Genomic DNA, 22,023 nt, shown 5'->3' with positions numbered 1-22,023 from the left:
TGTTTGCGGCAGGATTTTCGTTCGCGGATCAGCGGAGGTCGGTGCATGAACGCCGAGACAAAGCCCGTCTACGACCCCCAGCAACTGGAGCCGTTGCTGATTTCGCGGCAGCATGCAGGCGACGTCGACGGCATGACCGCCCTGTTCGAACCGGATGCGGTGGTCGACTGTGGTGGCGGACGCTTGCTGCGCGGCAGGGAGGCCATTCGCGGCTACTATCTTGAAATCGCCGCGTCGGGACGAAAGTTCGCCGTGGGCGAGCAGCAGCCGGCGCTCATTTGCGGCGATCTTGCCCTCACATCGACCCGTCTTCCCGGCGGTGACGTCACCAGCGAAGTTGCCCGGCGGCAAAGCGATGGCAGCTGGCTTTGGGTGATCGACCGCTATTCCGTCACCTGAGGCGTTTGACCCGGCCGAACTGTGGATGTCCGTCATTTCCGGAGCGCATCGCAAAACAAGACCGCGCCGCAACAGCGCGAGATCTTGCAAAACAGTCAAGGCAACAGGCGTCTATCGCCGCAGCGCGTGCACGCTTGCCGTGCTTTCGCCGGGCACCGGCAACGCCATGTCATCATCGAGAAGACGCGTGATGCGGGCAAAGCCAGTGAACGCTTTCCTTGCTTCCTCGGCCGACATCTGGCCCGACAAGGCGGCCGAGCAACAATTCAGCGCGCACTGATAAACCGGACCGCGCCGTCCCGTCGGCCATTTCCGCAAGAACATCATGGCTTCGGCAACACTATCGATTTCTTCCACAGGGTGTCCTTCCCCGCGCGAAATCCGCACGGGCGAAAAGAAATGCAACTGATCCATCGTTTCCTCCCGGTCGACCGCAATGCGCTCGATCGAACCCCACCAAACTCCCGAATGGGCGTTTGGTTCCAGAAAAAAGAAGATTCGGCATAAGAAAGCTTGGGGGCCAAGAAACGGTCAGCCTTCGGCCCTGGTTTCTCGCGACAAAATCGACGGAATTCGAATCACCGTTGCAGGCGGCCCACCATCGCGCCCGTCGATAATCGCAGTTCTCATTGAATATCTTTAAGGCCAAAGCCGGCAAATAGGTTGCTTGTCGGTTCCCCCGCGTCAGGCTTAACCTGCGCGGCCAACGCGCGAAAGTGCGTGGTCATCAAGGGGAGGACATTGCAATGACAATACAGGGTGCTTCACCTGATCTGTACAACGAGGATCTGGCTCCGGCCAAAGTTCGAAACTGGGGACCATTCTCGATCTTCAACGTCTGGACGTCGGACGTTCACAGCCTCTGGGGTTACTACCTGGCTGCCAGCCTGTTTCTGTTCTGCGGCGGTTTCGTCAACTTCATCATCGCCATCGGCATCGGCTCGCTGGTCATCTACGCGCTGATGAACATGGTCGGCTATGCCGGCGTGAAGACCGGCGTGCCCTACCCCGTGCTTGCCCGCGCCTCTTTCGGCATCTGGGGCGCCAACATACCGGCGCTGGTGCGCGCGGTGGTCGCCTGCTTCTGGTATGGCGCACAGACTGCCGCCGCCTCCGGCGCGATCGTGGCGCTTTTGATCCGCTCGCAATGGTTTGCCGATTTCAACGCCAACACGCATTTCCTCGGCCATACCGGCCTGGAGGTGATCTGCTTCGTGGTCATCTGGGCGCTGCAACTGCTGATCATCCAGAACGGCATGGAAACGGTGCGCCGCTTCCAGGATTGGGCAGGACCGGCGGTCTGGGTGATGATGTTGATCCTGGCGATCTATCTCTGCGTCAAATCCGGGAGATTTGCCTTCACCAGCGACATCCCGATGGACGTGCTGCTGGACAAGACCAAGGACGCGGGCGTGCCGGGCACGCCGGGATCGTGGACGTCGCTGTTTGCGGTGGCGGCGATCTGGGTCACCTACTTTTCCGCGCTTTATCTCAATTTCTGCGATTTCGCCCGCTACGCGCCGGACAAGGCATCGCTGCGCAAGGGCAACATCTGGGGCTTGCCGATCAACCTCATCCTGTTTTCGCTGGTCGCCGGTGTCACCACCATTGCCGCCTTTGACGTCTATGGCGAAGTGCTGCTGCATCCCGACCAGATCTCGGCGAAATTCGACAGCTGGTTCCTGGCAGCGCTCGCAGCCTTGACCTTTGCCGTGGCAACCCTCGGGATCAACGTTGTGGCAAATTTCGTCTCGCCGGCCTTCGACTTCTCCAACGTCTTTCCCAGGCAGATCGACTTCAAAAAGGGCGGCTATATCGCAGCCGTCATCGCGCTCGTGCTCTATCCCTTCGCACCGTGGGAAGGCAGTGCCGCTTCCTTCGTCAACGTCATCGGCGCGACGATGGGGCCGATCTTCGGCGTGATGATGGTCGACTACTATCTGATCCGGAAGGGTGAGGTCGACGTCGAGGCGCTCTATCGCGAGGACGGCGAGTTCCGCTTCCAGGGCGGTTGGCATGTCAACGCCTTCATCGCCGCCGGCATCGGCGCCATCTTCTCGTCGATCCTGCCGAACTTCACCAACTGGCTGCCATCCTGGTGGGGCGTCTATGGCTGGTTCTTCGGCGTGGCGATCGCCGGCATCATCTACTATGTGCTGCGCACCGCCGCTTTGGGCGCAGGCGCCAAGACCGCAAAGGCTTGAAAATGAGGCAGTAGGCAGTAGGTGCTAGGGAGTAGAGAACCGCTTCACTACTGCCTACTGCCTACTGCCTACTGCCTACTGCCTACTGTCCACCATCTCGGCCAGTTTGCGCACCGTGTTCCAGTTGCGCGAGGTGCCGACACCCAGGCGCTTGTGGCTGGTCGCCGTCAGAAGCCGGGAACTGGGTGTGGCACGCGAGAAGACAATCCAGATATCGCCGCCGACGGCCTGCATCTTTTCGTCCTTGCCGACATAGGATTTGAGCGCCGTGATAGCGTCGTCGGGCACGGGCTGGCGCATCACCCGCACCGCCACCTGGTCGCCTGCCTCGGCGGATTCGTCGGGGAACGGATTGCCGGCGGCAAGCGTCAGCCAGTCCTCGGCACAACGCACGATGATGTCGACATGGCGGCCGAAGGTTTTTTCGAAGGCAACTTCCAGCCGTTGTTCCAGATCGGCGACGTTCGTTGCCGGCGCCTCGAAGACCAAGTTGCCGGTCGCCACCAGCGTGCGCGGGTTCTTCAGCCCGAGCACTTCGGCCATCGCCTTGAGGTCGGCCATGACGACCCGTCGCCCCTCACCCAGGGTGATGCTGTAGAGCAGCGAGACATAAGTCCGCATCATCCGCCGGCCTGTGCAACTACACCAGCCGGCTCTGTTCCACCGCCGCCTCGATGAAACTGGCGAACAGCGGATGCGGGTCGAGCGGCCGGCTTTTCAGTTCCGGGTGATACTGCACCCCGATGAACCACGGATGATCGGGGTACTCGACCGTTTCCGGCAGCACGCCGTCGGGCGACATACCGGCGAAGACCAGGCCGCAATCCTCGAGCCGCTCCTTGTAGTCGACATTGACCTCGTAGCGGTGGCGGTGGCGCTCGGAAATCTGCGTGTCGCCATAGATCTCGGCAATCTTGGACCCTTTGGCGAGCTCAGCCTGATAGGCACCGAGCCGCATCGTACCGCCGAGGTCGCCGGTCTCGCGGCGCTTCTCCAGCATGTTGCCCTTCAGCCATTCGGTCATCAGGCCGACGACCGGCTCCTTGGTCGGGCCAAACTCGCTCGACGATGCATCTTCGACGCCGGCCAGCGACCGCGCCGCTTCGATGCAGGCCATCTGCATGCCGAAGCAGATGCCGAAATACGGCACTTTTCGCTCACGCGCAAACTTCGCCGCCAGGATCTTCCCTTCCGCGCCGCGTTCGCCAAAGCCACCGGGAACCAGGATGCCATGCACCTTTTCCAGCCAGGGCGTCGGGTCCTCCTTTTCGAAGATCTCCGATTCGATCCAGTCGAGCTTGACCTTGACGTGGTTGGCCAGGCCGCCATGCGACAGAGCCTCGATCAGCGATTTGTACGCATCCTTGAGGCCGGTATATTTGCCGACCACGGCGATGGTGACCTCGCCTTCCGGATTGTGGATGCGGTTGGACACCGCCTGCCAGGGCTCCATGCGCGGCTTCGGCGCCGGATCGATGCCGAAAGCGGCCAGCACTTCCGAATCGAGCCCTTCCTTGTGGTAGGCCATCGGCACATCGTAGATATGCGGCACGTCGAGCGCCTGGATCACGGCACTTTCGCGCACGTTGCAGAACAGCGACAATTTTCTGCGCTCTTCCTTGGGAATGGCGCGGTCGGCGCGGACCAGCAGGATGTCGGGCGCGATGCCGATGCCGCGCAGTTCCTTGACCGAATGCTGGGTCGGCTTGGTCTTCAGCTCGCCGGCCGTCGGGATGTAGGGCATCAGCGTCAGATGGACGTAGACGGCGTTGTTGCGCGGCAGGTCGTTGCCGAGCTGGCGAATGGCCTCCAGGAACGGCATCGCCTCGATGTCGCCGACCGTACCGCCGATCTCGCACAGCACGAAATCATAGTCGTCATTGCCGTTGAGGACGAAATTCTTGATCTCGTCGGTGACGTGCGGAATGACCTGCACGGTGGCGCCTAGATAATCGCCGCGCCGCTCGCGCTCGATGATGTTCTTATAGATGCGGCCGGTGGTGATGTTGTCCTGCTGATTGGCGGAGCGGCCTGTGAAGCGCTCGTAATGGCCAAGATCAAGATCGGTTTCCGCACCGTCGTCAGTAACGAAAACCTCGCCATGCTGATACGGCGACATCGTGCCCGGATCGACATTGAGGTAGGGATCGAGTTTTTTGATGCGTGCGCGATAGCCTCGCGCCTGCAGGAGAGCCCCAAGGGCCGCTGCGGCTATGCCTTTTCCAAGTGAGGAAACCACGCCGCCTGTGATGAATACATATCGCGCCATGGGAGTCATCGCTTAACGCGGCCGGATTGATTCCGCCAGAGAAAAAACCGCCGCGAAGGTTTTTTCCCAAGAAGGCGCTCGGACCATGATCCCGAAAAGTGAGATCCGGTTTTCGGATAAGATCGTGGTCAAACAAGCCCGGCCCGTTCGATAGGGACCGGATCAGGCCTAGGGAAAAACAAAAGGGCCGGCTGAGCCGGCCCTTTCGGCAGGATGACGAAAACGTCAGATGATGACGACTTTGGTGCCTACCCTGACGCGGCTGTAGAGGTCCATGACGTGTTCGTTGATCATGCGGAAGCAGCCATTCGAGGCGCTGGTTCCGATCGACTGCGGCGCGATGGTGCCGTGGATGCGCAGATGCGTGTCCTTCTTGCCGTCATAGAGGTAGATGGCGCGGGCGCCGAGCGGGTTCTGGCCACCGCCGGGCATGCCGTCCTTGTACTGGCCATAATGCTTCGGCTCGCGTTTCTGCATGTCCAGCGTCGGGATCCAGCGCGGCCATTCCTGCTTATCGCCGACCGCTACCGTGCCCTTGAACTGCAGGCCTTCGCGGCCGACCGCAATGGCGTAGCGGCGAGCAGTCGAAGACGATTCGACGAGGTAGAGGCGCCGCGCGCTGGTGTCGATGACGATGGTGCCGGCGTCATAGCCGCTGAATTCCACGTCTTGCGGCACGAATTCAGGCTTCACCTTGAATTGCTTCTTGGCTTCCTTCTTGGCGAGAACCTGATCGAGAGCTCGCGTCTCGGGAAGATAGCTCATCGACGAGCCGGATGAGGTGCCGCCGAAAAGACCGGCGAACAGACCACCGCCGCTCGGCTGTTTCTGGCCGATGACCTCGCTGCGCAGCTCGCCATTGTTGCCGGTCAAGGCGACATTCATGGCTTCGGCCGGAAGCGGCTCGGCCGATTGGATCGGCTCGATTGGCTCGATTGGCTCGACGATCTTGGCAACCTGCTTCTTGGCCGGCTTGGCGTCGGCCACTTCGGTTGCCGCGCTCTTGCCCTTCTTGGCGAGGAACGCCTGCCGTTCAGTGTCGGCCTTGGCCTTGGCTGCCGCGCGCATCGCCAGTTTCCTGGCTTCGAGCGCCTTTGCTTTGGCTGCTTCCTTGTCGGCAACGATCTTGGCCTCGATCTTCTTGATCTGGGCGAGGTCGTCCGGTGTAGGGTTTTTCTTCTTCTTCAGAAGCTTCAATTGCGACGCATCACTCTTGACGGCGACATTGATGGCGCCGGTTTTCTCAACTGAAGGTGCGGCCATATTTGCCGGCGCGCCGGCGAAGGCTGGAGAACTCATGCCGATTGCGGCGCAAAGTCCCAGGAAAATGAAGCTGCGAAGCTGCATGGCGAAGATCCGATCGTTCTATGCTTGTTGCCCACGGCGTCGCCCAGCGCCCCCCAAGGGCGCCGGAAATGCCGCGCGCAATCTATAGTCGAATTAGCGCGGACGCCTCAAGCGGGAGGCCGCGCCTCACCCGGTTGAATCTTCGTGATTGTGCTGCATTTGCCGCGACTGTGTTCAAACGACCACATATCGCGGCTACAGGCGCCGGTGACTACTGGTTCGGGACCTGCGGGGTCGCCGGTGCGGCAGGAGTGGTGCCGCTGGTCGCCGGCGGCGTCGAACCGGCAGGTGCCGGCGTCGGGGCGGTCGCCGGAGCCGCGGCGTCGTTGCCGGACGGCGGCGTCGGCGTGGCGTTGCCTGCGGGCGCCGGGGTGGTCGTGCCGGGCAATTGGTTGAGCACGCCCTTGCCGGCACCATCCGATGTCGCCGGCACGCGGTCGAGGATGTCGATCGGCTTCTCGCCGTAGCGGGCGACGATCGACAGTGTCAGGGACGTTGCGAAAAAGGCCGCTGCCAGGATCGCCGTCGCACGCGTCAGCGCATTGGCAGCGCCGCGCGCGGTCATGAAGCCGGATCCGCCACCGATGCCAAGGCCGCCGCCTTCGGAACGCTGCAGCAGCACCACGCCGACAAGGGCGAGCACGACCATGAGATGGATGACGATCAGTACGGTTTCCATAGTTTATCCTGGCAAGGCCTTGCCCGGCCGCGGACACGACCGGTGAATTGGAGGCGGCTCAATACAATGCTTTGATGGCATTTCCAAGCCCGTGGCCGGAATATGGGAAGCAACGCCTTCTTTGCAACGATTTCCAGCGCCGGGAGCCCCGTCCAGCGTGGCGAATATCTTCAACCGATATTGCGATAAGCCTCGGCGATGGCGAGAAAATCCGCCGCCTTCAGGCTGGCGCCGCCGACCAGCGCGCCGTCGACATTCCTGACGCCGAGCAGTTCGACCGCGTTGGAGGGCTTGACCGAGCCGCCATAGAGAATGCGCACCTTCGCCGCGACGCTGCCGAGCTTTTCCGACAGCTTTTCGCGGATATGTGCGTGTGCTTCGGCAACATCGGCCGCGGTTGGCGTCAGGCCGGTGCCGATCGCCCATACCGGCTCATAGGCAATGATGGTGTTGGACGGGGTGGCGCTTGGCGGCACCGAGCCGTCGACCTGCCGCGACAGTACGTCGAGCGTGGCGCCCGCTTCACGCTGCTGCTGCGTCTCGCCAATGCAAATGATGGCCACAAGCCCGGCACGCCAGGCGGCGGAAGCCTTGGCCTGGACCGTCGCGTCATCCTCGCCGCGCTGCTCGCGGCATTCTGAATGGCCGACGATCACATGGCTGGCGCCGGCATCCCTAAGCATTTCCGCCGAGATGCAACCGGTATAGGCGCCGCTCTCCTTGGTGTGGCAATCCTCACCGCCGGCATGCACCGGCGTGCGCGACAGGATCTCCGCGGCGTGGGCAAGCAGGGTTGCGGGAACGCAAACCAGCGCTTCGGTCTCCGCATCGAGTCCACTCATGAAACCGTTGCCGATCATCCTGAGCTCGTTGAGCGAGGCGCTGGTGCCGTTCATTTTCCAGTTGCCGGCGACGAGCGGGCGAATTCCTGGTGTCATGGGTTTGCTTCTCCGGGCGACATCGGGGTCTGGCCCTCACTACCAAAATCAGGCCACAAAGCAATCGACAGTGGACCGGAAGGGCGCTATTGCGCTTGTTTCAGACTCGGCGCATGCGAAAATGCGCATAAATCGGAAGTAAAAATGCTTGGTATATTGAGAAGCGCGGCAGGCACCTGGGTCGCGAAAGGGCTGTTGGTGCTGCTGGTGCTCAGCTTTTTGGTCTGGGGCGTTTCCGGACGGCTGATGGGCGGTCTCGCCGGCCATGATTCGGTCATAACCGCTGGTGGCACCAAGGTGTCGATCAACGAATACCGTCTCGCCTATGATCGCCAGCTCGCCGTCATGTCGCAGCAGTTCGGCCAGCGTCTCAGCCACGAACAGGCAAAGGCACTCGGTGTCGACAACCAGGTGCTGGCGCAGCTCGTCTCGGGTGCCGTTCTCGACGAACAGGCACGCAAACTGGGCCTCGGACTTTCCAAGGACCGGCTGGCCGAGCTGACGCGCGAAGACCCGGCCTTCAAGGGCCCGGGCGGCCAGTTCGACCGCAGAACGTTCGAATACATGCTGCAGCAGATTGGCATGCGGCCGGCGGATTATCTGAAGAACCGTGCCCAGGTGGCGGTGCGCCAGCAGATCGTCGAGGCGGTCTCGGATGGCCTCAAGGCTCCGGACACTTTCTTCAAGGCGGTTGCGCTCTATCGCGGCGAAGACCGCACCATCGACTATTTGACGCTGCCCAAGGCACTGGTCGAGCCGATCGCGCCGCCGTCCGACAGCGTGCTTTCGACCTATTTCGAGGCCAACAAGAAGACATACGCGGCGCCCGAATACCGCAAATTCTCCTATGTCCGCCTTGAACCGGTCGACATCATGGATACGACCGCCGTCACCGACAGCCAGGTCAGCGACGACTACAACAAGAACAAGGCGCGCTACACCACGCCGGAACTGCGCACCATCGAGCAGCTTGTTTTCAAGACGCCGGATGCGGCCAAGGCCGCGCTCGATTCGCTCAAGGCAGGCGCAACCTTCGACAAGCTCGTCACGGCGGAAGGCAAAACCCCGGCCGATACGCTGCTCGGCACGCTGTCCAAGGACAAGATCGCCGACAAGGCTGTCGCCGATGCGGCCTTCGCCCTCAATGCCAATGAAGTCAGCCAGGTCGTGCAGGGTGCCTTTGGCCCGGTGCTGCTGCGCGTCACCGAGATCAAGCCAGAGGTGGTGAAGCCGCTGACCGAAGTGTCCGATCAGATCCGCAAGGACCTGGCGCTGGGCGAGGCAAGCCGCATCCTGCTGGACGTGCGTGACAATTACGAAGACGCCCGCGCCGCCGGCAGTTCGCTGGCCGACGCCGCCACCAAGCTGAAGCTGAAGATCGTCACCATCGACGCCATCGACCGTAGCGGCCTGAGGCCCGACGCCAGCATCGTTAAGGACCTGCCGCAATCACCGGAGTTGATCAAGGCTGTCTTCGACGCGGAACCCAACACCGAAAACGATGCCTTGACCACGGCGGACAACGGCTTCGTTTTCTATGAGGTGGCCTCCATTACGCCGGCTCGTGACCGGACGCTGGACGAGGTTCGTCAGAAAGTCGTCGCCGACTGGACGGCGGCGGAGACGACCAAGCGGCTTGCGGCCAAGGCTGACGAGCTCGAAAAGCGCCTCAAGGCCGGCGCCACGCTCGACGTCATCGCCGGCGAACTGAAGCTGGAAAAGCAGACCAAGCGCGGCGTCAAGCGCGAGGCCGACGATGTCGATTTCGGCAAGGAAGGCGCGGCAGCGATGTTCGGCGTCGGCGAAGGCGGCACCGGCCTGATCCCCTCGCCCACCGGCGACGGACAGATCCTGTACAAGGTCGCCGAAGTGTTCGAGCCCGCCGGAGCCGATGCCAGTTCGGTGCCGGACGATGCGCAGAAATCCTTCACCTCCGGCATGTCTGACGACCTGCTCGACCAACTGGTGGCGCAGCTGCAGACGCAATACGACGTTCGCATCGACCAGGCCGCCGTTGCCCAAGCCTCGACAAGATGAGCGCGCTGAAAACCCATATCGCCAAGGTCGCGACCGGAAGCGCGCTTTCCTTCGAGGAAGCGCGCGAGGCCTTCGACATCATCATGTCGGGTGACGCAACTCCCGGCCAGATCGGCGGCTTCCTGATGGCGCTGCGCGTACGCGGCGAGACGGTGAGCGAGATTTCCGGCGCCGTCGCCACCATGCGCGCCAAGATGCTGCGCGTCGACGCGCCGGACGGCGCCATCGATATCGTCGGCACGGGCGGCGACAATTCCCACAGCGTCAACATTTCGACGGCGTCGGCTTTCGTCATTGCCGGCAGCGGTGTGCCGGTCGCCAAACACGGCAATCGCGGCCTGTCATCGCTGACAGGGGCGGCCGACGTGCTGGTTGCACTCGGCGTCAAGATCGACATATCGCCCGAGTTTATCGGTCGTTGCATCCACGAGGCGGGCGTCGGCTTCATGTTCGCGCCCGCGCACCATCCGGCGATGAAGCATGTCGGTCCGACCCGCGTCGAACTCGGCACTCGCACCATCTTCAACCTGCTCGGGCCCCTCTCCAACCCGGCCGGCGTCAAGCGGCAGATGGTCGGTGTGTTCCTGCCGGAATGGATCCTGCCGGTGGCCGAGACGCTGAAGGCGCTGGGCGCCGAGCATGCCTGGGTTGCCCATGGCGACGGCTATGACGAGATCACCACCACCGGCGAGACACAGGTCGCCGAACTGATCGGCGGCGAGATACGCAGCTTCACCCTGACCCCTGAAGCGGTTGGGTTGGCGCGCCACAGCAAGGATGAATTGCGCGGCGGCGACGCGGACTACAACGCCAAGGCATTGCGCGATATGCTGGGCGGGGCTGCCGGTGCCTATCGCGACACAGTGCTGATGAATGCCGGTGCCGGGCTGGTGGTGGCCGGCAAGGCGACGACGCTTGGCGACGGCATCGTGACGGCGGCGCAAGCCATCGACAGCGGCCGGGCGCTGCAGGTGCTCGACAGGCTGGTCGAGATTTCGAACGGATAGAACGTGTCTGACATTCTTCGCAAGATCGAGGCCTATAAGCGCGACGAGATCGCTGCCGCAAAGGCACGCGTGCCGCTCGCCGAGATCAAGGCGCGAGCGAAGGACGCGGACGCACCGCGCGGCTTTCTTGCCGCACTCGAAGCGAAGCGCAAATCCGGCGCCTTCGCGCTGATCGCCGAGATCAAGAAGGCGAGCCCCTCCAAGGGCCTGATCCGCGCCGACTTCGACCCTCCGGCATTGGCGCAGGCCTATGCCAGGGGCGGTGCTGCCTGTCTTTCGGTACTGACCGATGCGCCGTCTTTCCAGGGCGCGCCCGAATTTCTCACCAGGGCGCGAGCCGCCGTCACCCTGCCCGCGCTGCGCAAGGACTTCTTGTTCGACCCGTATCAGGTCTACGAAGCCCGCGCCTGGGGCGCGGATGCCATCCTGATCATCATGGCCAGCGTCGACGACGCCTTGGCCAGCGACCTCGAATCGACGGCGTTCGAACTCGGCATGGATGCGCTGATCGAAGTGCATGACGAGGCCGAGACGCAGCGCGCGCTAAAGCTGTCGTCGCGGCTGATCGGCATCAACAACCGCAATCTGCGCACATTCGAGACCAGCCTCGACACCTCTGTGCGGCTGGCGACGATGGTGCCGGCCGACCGCTTGCTGATCAGCGAGAGCGGCATCTTCTCGCATGACGATTGCCTCAGGCTGCAAAAGAGCGATATCGGCACCTTTCTGGTCGGCGAGAGCCTGATGCGGCAACGGGACGTCACCACGGCGACCCGCCTGCTGCTGACAGGCAAGGCTTTGGCCGAGGCGATCTGACGATGACATCAGGCCTCACCCATCTCGGCGCGCAGGGCGAGGCCAACATGGTCGATGTCGGCGACAAGGCGGAGACGACACGCACGGCGATCGCCGAAGGCTTTGTCGCGATGCGGCCCGAGACCTTGAAAATGATCCTCGCCGGCAACGCCAAGAAGGGCGACGTGCTCGGCACCGCGCGCATCGCCGGCATCATGGCGGCGAAGAAGACGCATGACCTGATCCCGCTCTGCCATCCGCTGCTTCTGACCAAGGTTTCCGTCGACATCGAGCCGGACCATGCTCTGCCCGGCCTGAAGGTCACGGCACTGGCGCGCGTCACCGGCAAGACAGGCGTGGAGATGGAAGCGCTGACCGCCGCTTCGGTCGCCTGCCTGACCATCTACGATATGGCCAAGGCGGTGGACCGCGCCATGGTCATCTCCGGCATTCGACTGGTCGAAAAGACCGGCGGCAAGTCGGGCGCGTACAAGGCTGGCGCCTGATGGCGCTGGTTCCAATCGCCGACGCGCTCGAGCGCCTGCTCGAGGGTGCGGCACCTTTGGCCGGCGAAAGCGTTCCCCTGTTCGAGGCTGTGGATCGCGTGCTGGCGGAACCGCTTGTTGCGTTGCGTACCCAGCCGCCCTTCAACGCTTCCGCCATGGATGGCTACGCAGTCCGCGCTGTCGATGTGACTTCGGTGCCGTCGAGACTTTCGGTGATCGGCATGGCACCGGCCGGGCGTGGCTTTGATGGCACGGTCGGCCAGGCCCAGGCCGTGCGCATCTTCACCGGCGCGCCGTTGCCTGAAGGCGCCGACACCATCGTCATCCAGGAAAATGTCCGGGATCTCGGCGGCGGCGACATCGAAGTGATCGAACCGACGGCGGAATGGCGTAACATCCGCCGCATCGGCCTCGACTTTTCGAAAGGCGATGTTCTGCTGGAAATAGGCCGCGTGCTCGACCCGGCGGCGCTGTCGCTCGCGGCATCGGCGAACCACCCACGGGTCAGCGTGGTAAAACGGCCGCTGGTCGCCATCATCGCCACCGGCGATGAATTGTTGCCGCCCGGCAGCGAACTTGGGCCGGACCAGATCATCTCATCCAATGCCTATGGCGTTACCGCGACAGCACAATCGGTCGGCGCCCGCGCGCTCGATCTCGGCATAGCCGCCGACCGCAAGGACGCGATTGCTGCCTTGGTGAAAAAGGCGGTCACTGCCGGCGCGGATGTCATAGTCACGCTGGGTGGTGCCTCGGTTGGTGATCACGACCTGATCCATGACGTGCTGACCGGCGAAGGCATGACGCTCGGCTTCTGGAAGATCGCCATGCGCCCCGGCAAGCCGCTGATGTTCGGCCGCCTCGGCGACATCAGATGCATCGGCCTGCCCGGCAACCCAGTGGCAAGCCTGGTCTGCTCGCAGCTGTTCCTGAAGCCGCTGCTGGCGCGGCTCGGTGGCCGCGATCATCGCCCGGACATTCGTCCGGCGCGATTGCGCGCCGCAATGCCGGCCAATGATCTGCGCCAGGACTATGTGCGTGCCGTGGTCAGGGAAGATGACGGCGCGCTGGTGGCGACGCCGTTCGGCATCCAGGATTCCTCGATGCTGAGAATGCTGGCCGACGCCAATGGACTGATCGTGCGGGCGCCGTTTGCCCCCGCTGCGGCCGCAGGCGAAGCTTGCAGCGTTCTGATGCTGCGCTGAAGAAGTTCTGGCAAGCCTTTAATAAAGCTGTGAAAATTTAAATTGGTTACTCCGAGATCAAGGCCCGTGTCAGCGGATGCGCCGGATCGGCAAGCCCGTTGACGATGTCGAAATGATGCCGGTCGGGCTCGACGACGGTGCTGGTCGCCGCGCCGAGGCCGGTCCAAATGTTGGCAAGCAGCGCGTTCTGGCGAAGAAACTCGGCGCGCTCGCCACCACCGGCCCAGCAGGTGATGCGGGCGCCGTCCATGGGTCGCAGCAGCGCCGGACTTTCAGCCAGCGCCTCCTCTTCGTCGATTGCCAGTGCCTTGTTCATCCCGGTGCGCATGAGCGGACGCAGGTCGTGGAGGCCTGAAATCGAAACGACATGGCGTATGCGCCGCGCCACATCGGCCGCCAGAGGCGTTGATATCGTCACCATTCGAGTGGCGAGATGGCCGCCGGCCGAATGTCCGGTCAGCATCAGCGGCCCGTCGATCATTGCCGCTGCCTTGCCGATAGCCGCGCCGATTTCCCCGACTATACCGGCAATGCGTATGTCCGGGCACAGCGTGTAGGACGGCATCGCCACGGCAAAGCCGCTGCTGACCGCGCCATTGGCGAGGTGCGACCACAAACTCTTGTCGGTCTCCAGCCAGTAACCGCCATGGATGACCACCACCAGCCCCTTGGGCGCGGCAGTGGGAAGGAAAAGATCAAGCCGATTGCGCCGCCCGTCACCATAGGCGATGTCGAACTGTGCCCGGCCCTCCACCGAGAGCGCATCACGAAATGCTTGCGCCGGCTCAGCCCACGCGGCCGGCCAGCGGTCGCTACCGGCGATGTTCGCGCCATTGGCATAGGCATCGTCCCAATCGACAACGTGACGTTCGAACATCTGCGCCCTCCACCAAAACGGCATCGCTTCTGAGCTAGCAATGGCCAGCGCAATGCCGTGCGTCAATGCTTCAGAGCCAAAACATTTTAGGCTTGAAACAAATTTCGACTGGTGCGATCCTGCCATGACGAACAGCCGACAAAATGGGAGGTCCGCTGTGCTGCCCCAAACCTGCAGACATCAGCCCTTTCGAGTGGCGACGTCTGAGCAAGGTGCGACTGGCAGAAGCCTCCTCGGGAAAAGTAGGACACCTTCTCCACCACACCGGCCAGACGCCTCGCGCACTGGCCAGGCAGCAGACGGGATAGCGGCGACATGCTTGGGCCTTCAGCGCATATCGACACATTCACACGCGATCACCTGCCGCCTCCGGAGCAATGGCCGGATTTCCTGCTCGACGGCTTTCACTATCCCGAACGTCTCAATGCCGGCGTCGAACTGACCGACAGGCTGGTCGAGAAGGGCCTCGGTGACCACACCGCGCTGATCGGCAATGGCCGCCGCCGCACCTACAAGGAACTGTCCGACTGGACGAACAGGCTGGCCCACGCGCTGGTCGAGAATTACGGCGTCAAGCCGGGCAACCGGGTGTTGATCCGCTCCGCCAACAACCCCGCCATGGTCGCCTGCTGGCTGGCCGCCACCAAGGTCGGCGCCGTGGTTGTCAACACCATGCCGATGCTGCGCGCCGGCGAGCTTGCCAAGATCGTCGACAAGGCGGAAATCACCGTCGCGCTCTGCGATACCAGGCTGATGGATGAGATGACCGCCTGCGTCAAGGGCAGCGCGTTCCTCAAACAGGTCATCGGCTTCGACGGCACCGCCAACCATGATGCCGAACTCGACCGTGCCGCTCTCGACAAGTCGGTTACCTTCACCGCCGTCGACACCGGCCGCGACGATGTCGCGCTTCTCGGCTTCACCTCGGGCACGACAGGCGTGCCGAAGGCGACGATGCATTTCCACCGTGATCTCCTGATCATCGCCGACGCCTACGCCCGCGAAATCCTCCAGGTAACGCCGGACGACATCTTCGTCGGCTCGCCGCCGCTGGCCTTCACCTTCGGCCTTGGCGGGCTCGCCATTTTCCCGCTGCGCTTCGGTGCCGCGGCGACGCTGCTGGAACAGGCGACGCCGCCCAACATGATCCACATCATCGAGACCTATAAGGCGACCGTCTCCTTCACCGCGCCGACCGCCTACCGCGCCATGCTGAAGGCCATGGATGAAGGGGCCGACCTGTCATCGCTGCGCGTCGCCGTTTCGGCCGGCGAGACCTTGCCCGCTCCGGTTTTCGAGGAGTGGACGCAAAAAACCGGCAAGCCGATTCTCGACGGCATCGGCGCCACCGAAATGCTGCACATCTTCATCTCCAACCGTTTTGGCGACATGAAGCCCGCGTCGACCGGCAAGCCGGTGGGCGGTTACGAGGCGCGCATCGTCGATGATGAGATGCGGGAGGTGCCGCGCGGCGCGACCGGCAGGCTGGCGGTGCGCGGGCCGACCGGCTGCCGCTACATGGCCGATGACAGGCAGAAGGAATACGTCCGCGACGGCTGGAACCTCACCGGCGACACTTTCACCCAGGACGAAGACGGCTTCTTTCATTTCGCCGCGCGCTCCGACGACATGATCGTCAGCGCCGGCTACAACATCGCCGGGCCTGAGGTCGAGGCGGCACTGCTGTCGCATCCGGACGTCGCCGAATGCGCGGTGATCGGCGCGGACGATGCCGGGCGCGGCCAGATCGTCGAGGCGCATGTCGTGCTGGTGCAGGGCGTCGCGCCTGACGCGTTGACCACCAAGCGCCTGCAGGACCATGTCAAGGCAACGATCGCACCCTATAAATACCCGCGATCGGTGAAATTCATCGCCGCCCTGCCCAAGACCCAGACCGGCAAGATCCAGCGCTTCCGGCTGCGCACGGAGAAAATCAATTGAGCGAGCCCTACGATCCGGCGTCCGAAGGCGCACAGATGTCGTTCAAGGAGCGCATGTCCTACAGCGACTATCTGCACCTGGAGAAAGTGCTGGAGGCCCAGACGCCGCTGTCGTCGGCGCATGACGAGATGCTGTTCATCATCCAGCACCAGACCTCTGAACTCTGGATGAAGCTCGCTCTGCACGAGATCGGCGCGGCGATCCGTTCCATCCGCGCCGATCGGCTCGAGCCGAGCTTCAAGATGCTGTCGCGCGTTGCCCGCATCTTCGAGCAGCTGAACAACGCCTGGGATGTGCTGCGGACGATGACGCCCAGCGAATACACCGAGTTCCGCGACGCGCTCGGCCAGTCTTCGGGTTTCCAGTCCTGGCAGTATCGTGCCATCGAATTCATGGCCGGCAACCGCAACCTCGCCATGCTCGGGCCGCACAAGCATCGGCCGGATCTCAGCGGGAAGCTGGAGGCAATCCTGGCCGAACCATCGCTCTACGACGAAGCGCTGCTGCTTTTGGCGCGCAACGGATTCGACATCGGTGCCGACGCCAGGCGCACGGACTGGCGTGAGACACGAACCGAGAATGAAGAGGTCCTGGTCGCCTGGCAGACCATCTACCGCGACCCGCAGCGCTACTGGATGTTCTACGAACTGGCCGAGAAGCTGGTCGACTTCGAGGATTATTTCCGCCGCTGGCGCTTCAACCACGTCACCACGGTCGAGCGCATCATCGGCCTGAAACGCGGCACCGGCGGCACGTCGGGTGCATCGTACCTCAAGAAGATGCTTGAGGTCGTGCTGTTTCCGGAGCTGTGGACGGTCCGCACCCGGCTCTGACATCATCGAAATGAGAACAGGCATACCGAGGGGACGCGCTTGTGGCGGAAAACCCTTCGCGAACAACCGAGGATTGACTGACCATGGGTGGAATTCCTGATCTCGCTGCGATCGAAGCGATGGATGCCACGGATCCGCTGCGCGCCATGCGCGATCGTTTCATTCTGCCGGAGGGGGTGATCTATCTCGACGGCAATTCTCTCGGGGCAGCGTCGCATGCCGTTTTCGGCGAGCTGCAGCAGGCGGCTACCAAGGAATGGGCCCAGGATCTCATCCGGGCCTGGAATACGGCCGGATGGTTCGAGATGCCGATCGAACTCGGCGATCAGCTTGGACGCCTGATCGGAGCCGCGGCCGGCCAGACCGTCGTCTGCGATACGACGTCGACCAACATCTACAAGGTGTTGCATGCGGCGATGGAGATGCGGCCCGGCCGGTTGGCCATCGTCGCCGAGGGCGACAGTTTTCCGACCGACCTGTACATCGCCGAAGGCGTGGCCTCGACCCGGGATGGCGCCTTGCTGCGTCTCGCGGGCGTCGACGCACCAACCATTGAAGAACTGATCGACGAAAGCGTCGCGGTGGTACTGGTCAACCACGTCAATTACAAATCGGGTGAACTGCGCGACATGGCGGCGCTGACGCGCAAGGCTCATGCGGCCGGAGCGCTGATCGTCTGGGATCTCTGCCACACCGCGGGCGCTCTGCCGGTCGAGCTCGACCGCGCAAATGCCGATTTCGCTGTCGGCTGCACCTACAAGTACCTCAACGGGGGGCCGGGCGCGCCGGCCTTCATCTATGCCGCCCAGCGCCACCATGGCGAGATCAGCCAGCCACTCAGCGGCTGGTGGGGGCATGCACGGCCCTTTGCCTTCGAACGGGGTTATGTGGCCGGCACCGGCATCCGCCGCTTTCTGTGCGGCACGCAGCCGGTCCTATCGATGCGGGCGCTCAAAGGTGCGCTTGCCATCTGGAACGACGTCGACATGGCGGAATTGCGAAAGAAAAGCGTCGCGCTGACCGAACTGTTCATCCAGCTCGTCGAAGCGAAGTGCGGCGCCTATGGTCTCACGCTGGAGAGCACCCGCGACGCGACCAGGCGCGGCAGCCAGGTGTCGTTCCTTCACGATCATGGCTATCAAATCATGCGGGCGCTGATCGAGCGGGGGGTGATCGGTGACTTCCGCGCGCCATCGACCATCCGTTTCGGCTTCACGCCACTCTATGTCGGCTACAAGGATGTGTGGCTGGCGGTTGAGGTGCTGGAAGACATTCTGCGCACGGGTGCATGGAAGGACCAGCGTTTCGCCGTCAAGGAGGCCGTTACCTGACGCAGCCGTCCCGACGACTGTTGTCGCGCCCTTGCCTATTGGCGGGATGACGGAGGGACGAATTTCCAGCGCACGAATCCGGTCGCCGCTGGTGGACAGCACTGGCATCACCAAATTAACCAAGGTTGGCATTTTGGCTTCGTTTCGTTCACGGCAGACGAATGCACAGAAGGCTGGGAATACCCCGTCGCGGATCCATGGGCAGCTCATGCCAAGCTTGGGCCAGGGATGGGCGGGCAGCCCATTAACCATAACAATTTCAATGCCGGCAAGCGCATTGTGACGGGATGCAGTCGTCGGCGAGGCCCGGCAGCGAGCTGCCAATAATTTCGATCCCCTTAATAAATTCATTAAACTTTAAACAGTTGCGGAACACAACTGGAACAGATAGTGTTTGTTCTGGGTTTGTTTTCTGATTCTGGTTTTAGGTACCCTGGGGGCCGCCATGCTGACACGCAAGCAACACGAACTGCTGATGTTCATCCATGAACGCCTGAAGGAAAGCGGCATTCCGCCATCCTTCGACGAGATGAAGGAGGCGCTCGACCTTGCCTCCAAATCCGGAATTCATCGGTTGATCACGGCTCTGGAAGAGCGCGGCTTCATTCGCCGACTGCCCAACCGGGCACGCGCGCTGGAAGTGCTGCGGTTGCCGGACTCGATCGCGCCCGGCCTCAACGCGGCGAAAAAGTTCTCGCCAAGCGTCATCCAGGGCAGTCTTGGTCAGACTAGTCTCGGTCAGGGCGGCGTTGGCCGACAGATCAAGCCGGCGTCTTCGCGGATGCCTTCGGCCGGCAATGACGACGACGTGGTCTCCGCCGTGTCGATCCCGGTGATGGGTCGTATCGCCGCCGGTGTGCCGATCGATGCCATCCAGCACCAGACGCATTCGATCTCGGTGCCGCCGGACATGATCATGGGCGGCGAGCACTATGCCCTGGAGGTCAAGGGTGACTCGATGATCGAGGCCGGCATCTTCGACGGCGATACCGTCATCATCCGCAATGCCGATACGGCCAGCCCCGGCGAGATCATCGTGGCGCTGGTGGATGAAGAGGAAGCGACGCTGAAGCGGTTCCGCCGCAAGGGCGCCTCGATTGCTCTCGAAGCCGCCAATCCGGCCTATGAAACCCGGATTTTCGGACCCGACAGGGTCAAGGTGCAAGGCAAGCTCGTCGGTTTGATCCGCCGCTACTGAGGCGGCTGCGGTTTAGCCGCTGGCTTCTCGGGTCTCTGGAAGGGCGGCAGTCCCCTCGCCTCACGCGAGAATTTGCGTTGTACATGCCAGGGCCGATATGGCCTGTCCACGGCGAAGCTGATTGTCGCTGGCGTGGTCGCCGATTGGCGATCGAAGAAGACGGCAGCACTGCCTTTGCGAGCCAGTTGCCGTTTGGTGATGACGAGAACCAGTGGGTTGTGACAGGCGTCATAGGCCGTCGCGTCATTGATGACGATCAGGTCGGCGAAACCACAGGCTTTCCAGGTGTCCTTTCGATCCTCGACATAGGCAATGAATGCACCGGACGGATGCCTGGCGAGACAAACGCCTGATGTGCAATAGAACGGCGCTCCCGGCGGCATTTCAGCGGCATCCCTGACGTCGAATTGGCCATCGCCTTCGTTGAACACCTCCGGCATGACGATGGTTTCGGATGTCAGCGCGCGTTTCCAGTTGTCGACGGTGAATTCGTTCGGGCGCGCGCGGCTGACGGCAAGTTCGCCACCGCCGATCGGCAACGCAACCAGCCTTGCGTCCTCCGAGATCAGCACGTCGGGTGTGCGCGTATCCGAGACGGTCAGCAGGCCGGCAAGCGCGAAGGGAAGAGCCGCGAGCCGCAGCCATGTCGTCGCCATCGTCGCGATGACCAGGGCAATCGCCACCAGCAGGACAGACTGCTGAGAAATCAGTCCGACCGCATCGACAGGCGAACGCTCGGAGATCCAGCCCGATATGGCGATCATCAGCGTAAGTCCCTTGCCCATCAGGTAGAGGGCCGGCCAGTCCAACCCAAACGGCATCAGCAACGCGCTGGCGACGGCCAGAAACATGACGACTGTCACGATGGGCATGATGGCCAGATTGGCGAACAGGCTGAGCGGCGACACACGCTGAAAATGCCAAATGGCAAACAGCGCCGTGGCGCCGCCGGCGATGATGGAAGTCATGGAAAGGCCGCCCGCCGCCAGCAGGAATTTTCGCGTCAGGAAACTGGGCAGCGATCGCTTTGGCGGCGGTGGTCTCGCCTTTCCTGCACGATGATCCGCCCAGCCGGCGTAGGCGCCGACGAGTGCGGCGGTCGCGGCGAAGGACATCTGGAAACTCGGGCCGACCACCTCGTGCGGCGACACCACAATGACGGCGATCGCCGAGATCGCCAGATTGCGCATCGTCAGCGCCGCTCGATCGAACAGCACTGCAATCAGCATCACCGCCAGCATGATGAAACTGCGCTCGGCGGCAACGACGACCCCGGAAATGATGAGATAGGCGGCGATCGAGAAAAGTGCGGCGGCGGCGGCGTATTTCTTGACCGGGCGACGCGCGGAAAAATCCGGAAACAGGGCGAAGGCGCCGCGCAGCAAACCCATGATGGTGCCGGCGACCAACGCCATGTGCAGTCCGGAAATAGAGATGATGTGGTAAATGCCGGTGCGCCGCATCGCTTCGTTGATTTCATCGGGGATGCCGGCGCGAACGCCGACGATCAGCGCCGCGGCGATCTCGCCTTCGGCGCCACCGACGCTGCCCCTGATGTGATCGGCAATGGCTTCACGGGCTTTTTCGATCCCCGAGGAAAGGCGGGCTGCCAGCGGCATATAGTCGTCGGTGACGACGAGTTTTGGATTGCCGAGAAAGAACCCGCTGCCGCCGATGCCGGCAAAATAGCTGTCGAAGGAGAAGTCGTAGCTGTCCGGCCGCACCGGCCCGGTCGGCGGCAACAGCCTGGCATATCCAGTGATCAGGGAGCCGGCGGTCATGTCCGCCGGGATCTTTCGTGTCGAAAGCCGCACCCTCTCCGGCGCATAGCGCAGTTTCGGCCTTGCAGTCGACGTCACGTCGATGGTCAGCCGGATGCGGCCGCTCTCCATCCGGTCGACCGAGACGATCCGGCCGGTCACCTGCGTCGAGATTTCCGAACCCAGCATCTGTGTGCCGGCGCGCCATGTCTCGACCTTTGCGGCGAGCAGCCCGAGCACACACAAAAGCGCCGCCATGAAGCACAAATGGGTTCTCGGCCAGGAACGCGAGATCAGCGCACAGAGCCCCGCCAAGATGACGACTGCGACAGGCTTTGCGAAGTCCGGCTCCGCCGCCAGCGAAAAATAGCCGATCGCTCCGCTCGCCAGGCAGACCGGCACCAGCAGGAAGGCCACGCCACGGTCGAGTTCCAGCCCTGCGGCCGCGGCCACGCTGTAGCGCAGGCGAGGCAGCGAAATCCGGCCGATTTGCCGGCGAACGCGTACGATCCTGCCGGTTTCGGCAGTTGGAACGGAGGCGGAGACATCCGCTTGAAGCGGCGCCTTGCCGGGATCCGGCATGAGGGGCGATGGCGTCGGCAGCGGAGTTGGCAGAGGCGCAAACAGGGATCGCTCGCTGACGCCAACGGCAGCGTCCTCGCCCTGATCCGAGCCCCAGCCTCGTCCAGCCATCGGG

Annotated in this window: 19 protein-coding genes; 11 read left to right on the top strand and 8 right to left on the bottom strand. The window is 62.9% G+C overall.

The window, feature by feature from the left end; genetic code table 11:
• Nucleotides 1–45 precede the first annotated feature (45 nt).
• Nucleotides 46–399: a YybH family protein gene (locus NKJ06_RS02040; protein WP_352627762.1), complete on the top strand. Its 354-nt coding sequence runs from the start codon at nucleotides 46–48 to the stop codon at nucleotides 397–399.
• 111 nt (nucleotides 400–510) lie between these two features.
• Here the strand turns inward: NKJ06_RS02040 and NKJ06_RS02035 are convergent, their stop codons facing one another.
• Nucleotides 511–813 carry a DUF982 domain-containing protein gene (locus tag NKJ06_RS02035; RefSeq protein ID WP_352627763.1) on the bottom strand — a complete coding sequence of 101 codons (303 nt, stop codon included), beginning with the start codon at nucleotides 811–813 and terminating at the stop codon, nucleotides 511–513.
• A 332-nt stretch (nucleotides 814–1,145) separates the two neighbouring features.
• Between NKJ06_RS02035 and NKJ06_RS02030 the strand changes: the two genes are divergently transcribed.
• Nucleotides 1,146–2,603, top strand: coding sequence for an NCS1 family nucleobase:cation symporter-1 (locus tag NKJ06_RS02030; RefSeq protein WP_352627764.1), 1,458 nt, complete (start codon nucleotides 1,146–1,148; stop codon nucleotides 2,601–2,603).
• A gap of 75 nt (nucleotides 2,604–2,678) precedes the next feature.
• On the opposite strand, the gene NKJ06_RS02025 is transcribed toward NKJ06_RS02030, so the two are convergent.
• From NKJ06_RS02025 to tpiA, 5 genes are all read right to left on the bottom strand, one after another.
• Nucleotides 2,679–3,224, bottom strand: a complete 546-nt coding sequence (locus NKJ06_RS02025) for a DUF1697 domain-containing protein (RefSeq protein ID WP_352627933.1) — start codon at nucleotides 3,222–3,224, stop codon at nucleotides 2,679–2,681.
• 19 nt (nucleotides 3,225–3,243) lie between these two features.
• Nucleotides 3,244–4,881, bottom strand: coding sequence for a CTP synthase (gene pyrG, locus NKJ06_RS02020; protein ID WP_352627765.1), 1,638 nt, complete (start codon nucleotides 4,879–4,881; stop codon nucleotides 3,244–3,246).
• A 216-nt stretch (nucleotides 4,882–5,097) separates the two neighbouring features.
• A complete protein-coding gene (locus NKJ06_RS02015; RefSeq protein WP_352627766.1) occupies nucleotides 5,098–6,219 on the bottom strand; it encodes a L,D-transpeptidase in 1,122 nt (373 codons plus the stop codon).
• 211 nt (nucleotides 6,220–6,430) lie between these two features.
• Nucleotides 6,431–6,898: a preprotein translocase subunit SecG gene (gene secG, locus NKJ06_RS02010; RefSeq protein WP_352627767.1), complete on the bottom strand. Its 468-nt coding sequence runs from the start codon at nucleotides 6,896–6,898 to the stop codon at nucleotides 6,431–6,433.
• A 170-nt stretch (nucleotides 6,899–7,068) separates the two neighbouring features.
• On the bottom strand, nucleotides 7,069–7,836 hold the full coding sequence (gene tpiA, locus NKJ06_RS02005) for a triose-phosphate isomerase (protein ID WP_352627768.1): 768 nt from the start codon (nucleotides 7,834–7,836) through the stop codon (nucleotides 7,069–7,071).
• 144 nt (nucleotides 7,837–7,980) lie between these two features.
• Here tpiA and NKJ06_RS02000 point away from each other — a divergent pair, with 144 nt between their 5' ends.
• The 5 genes from NKJ06_RS02000 to NKJ06_RS01980 are packed head-to-tail and all read left to right on the top strand — an operon-like array spanning nucleotide 7,981 to nucleotide 13,386.
• The gene (locus NKJ06_RS02000; protein ID WP_352627769.1) at nucleotides 7,981–9,873 is read left to right on the top strand and encodes a SurA N-terminal domain-containing protein; all 1,893 of its coding nucleotides are present in this window, start codon (nucleotides 7,981–7,983) and stop codon (nucleotides 9,871–9,873) included.
• Nucleotides 9,870–10,880 (top strand): anthranilate phosphoribosyltransferase, encoded by a 1,011-nt coding sequence (gene trpD / locus NKJ06_RS01995; RefSeq protein ID WP_352627770.1) that lies wholly within the window; start codon nucleotides 9,870–9,872, stop codon nucleotides 10,878–10,880. The genes NKJ06_RS02000 and trpD overlap by 4 nt, the downstream gene beginning before the upstream one ends.
• A 3-nt stretch (nucleotides 10,881–10,883) precedes the next feature.
• Nucleotides 10,884–11,696, top strand: a complete 813-nt coding sequence (trpC, locus tag NKJ06_RS01990; RefSeq protein ID WP_352627771.1) for an indole-3-glycerol phosphate synthase TrpC — start codon at nucleotides 10,884–10,886, stop codon at nucleotides 11,694–11,696.
• 2 nt (nucleotides 11,697–11,698) lie between these two features.
• Nucleotides 11,699–12,181: a cyclic pyranopterin monophosphate synthase MoaC gene (gene moaC, locus NKJ06_RS01985; RefSeq protein WP_352627772.1), complete on the top strand. Its 483-nt coding sequence runs from the start codon at nucleotides 11,699–11,701 to the stop codon at nucleotides 12,179–12,181.
• Nucleotides 12,181–13,386: a molybdopterin molybdotransferase MoeA gene (locus tag NKJ06_RS01980; protein WP_352808751.1), complete on the top strand. Its 1,206-nt coding sequence runs from the start codon at nucleotides 12,181–12,183 to the stop codon at nucleotides 13,384–13,386. Before moaC ends, NKJ06_RS01980 begins: the two co-directional genes overlap by 1 nt.
• A gap of 46 nt (nucleotides 13,387–13,432) precedes the next feature.
• On the opposite strand, the gene NKJ06_RS01975 is transcribed toward NKJ06_RS01980, so the two are convergent.
• Nucleotides 13,433–14,263 (bottom strand): hormone-sensitive lipase, encoded by an 831-nt coding sequence (locus NKJ06_RS01975; RefSeq protein ID WP_352627774.1) that lies wholly within the window; start codon nucleotides 14,261–14,263, stop codon nucleotides 13,433–13,435.
• A 315-nt stretch (nucleotides 14,264–14,578) separates the two neighbouring features.
• On the opposite strand from NKJ06_RS01975, the gene NKJ06_RS01970 reads away from it, so the two are divergent.
• The 4 genes from NKJ06_RS01970 (at nucleotide 14,579) to lexA (ending at nucleotide 19,566) form a co-directional block, all read left to right on the top strand.
• Nucleotides 14,579–16,204 (top strand): AMP-binding protein, encoded by a 1,626-nt coding sequence (locus NKJ06_RS01970; protein WP_352627775.1) that lies wholly within the window; start codon nucleotides 14,579–14,581, stop codon nucleotides 16,202–16,204.
• Nucleotides 16,201–17,037 carry a tryptophan 2,3-dioxygenase gene (gene kynA, locus NKJ06_RS01965; RefSeq protein WP_027036649.1) on the top strand — a complete coding sequence of 279 codons (837 nt, stop codon included), beginning with the start codon at nucleotides 16,201–16,203 and terminating at the stop codon, nucleotides 17,035–17,037. Before NKJ06_RS01970 ends, kynA begins: the two co-directional genes overlap by 4 nt.
• Before the next feature lie 83 nt (nucleotides 17,038–17,120).
• Nucleotides 17,121–18,368, top strand: coding sequence for a kynureninase (gene kynU / locus NKJ06_RS01960; RefSeq protein WP_352627776.1), 1,248 nt, complete (start codon nucleotides 17,121–17,123; stop codon nucleotides 18,366–18,368).
• 445 nt (nucleotides 18,369–18,813) lie between these two features.
• The gene (lexA, locus tag NKJ06_RS01955) at nucleotides 18,814–19,566 is read left to right on the top strand and encodes a transcriptional repressor LexA (RefSeq protein WP_352627777.1); all 753 of its coding nucleotides are present in this window, start codon (nucleotides 18,814–18,816) and stop codon (nucleotides 19,564–19,566) included.
• Here the strand turns inward: lexA and NKJ06_RS01950 are convergent.
• Nucleotides 19,560–22,019, bottom strand: coding sequence for a ComEC/Rec2 family competence protein (locus NKJ06_RS01950; RefSeq protein ID WP_352808746.1), 2,460 nt, complete (start codon nucleotides 22,017–22,019; stop codon nucleotides 19,560–19,562). The genes lexA and NKJ06_RS01950 overlap by 7 nt on opposite strands.
• Nucleotides 22,020–22,023 lie beyond the last annotated feature (4 nt).

The organism is Mesorhizobium sp. M0293 (genome assembly GCF_040321735.1).
In the GTDB taxonomy this organism is placed as follows: Bacteria; Pseudomonadota; Alphaproteobacteria; order Rhizobiales; family Rhizobiaceae; genus Mesorhizobium.
Note: the sequence above shows the minus strand (reverse complement) of the source record. Positions and strands in the feature narration are given on the sequence as shown.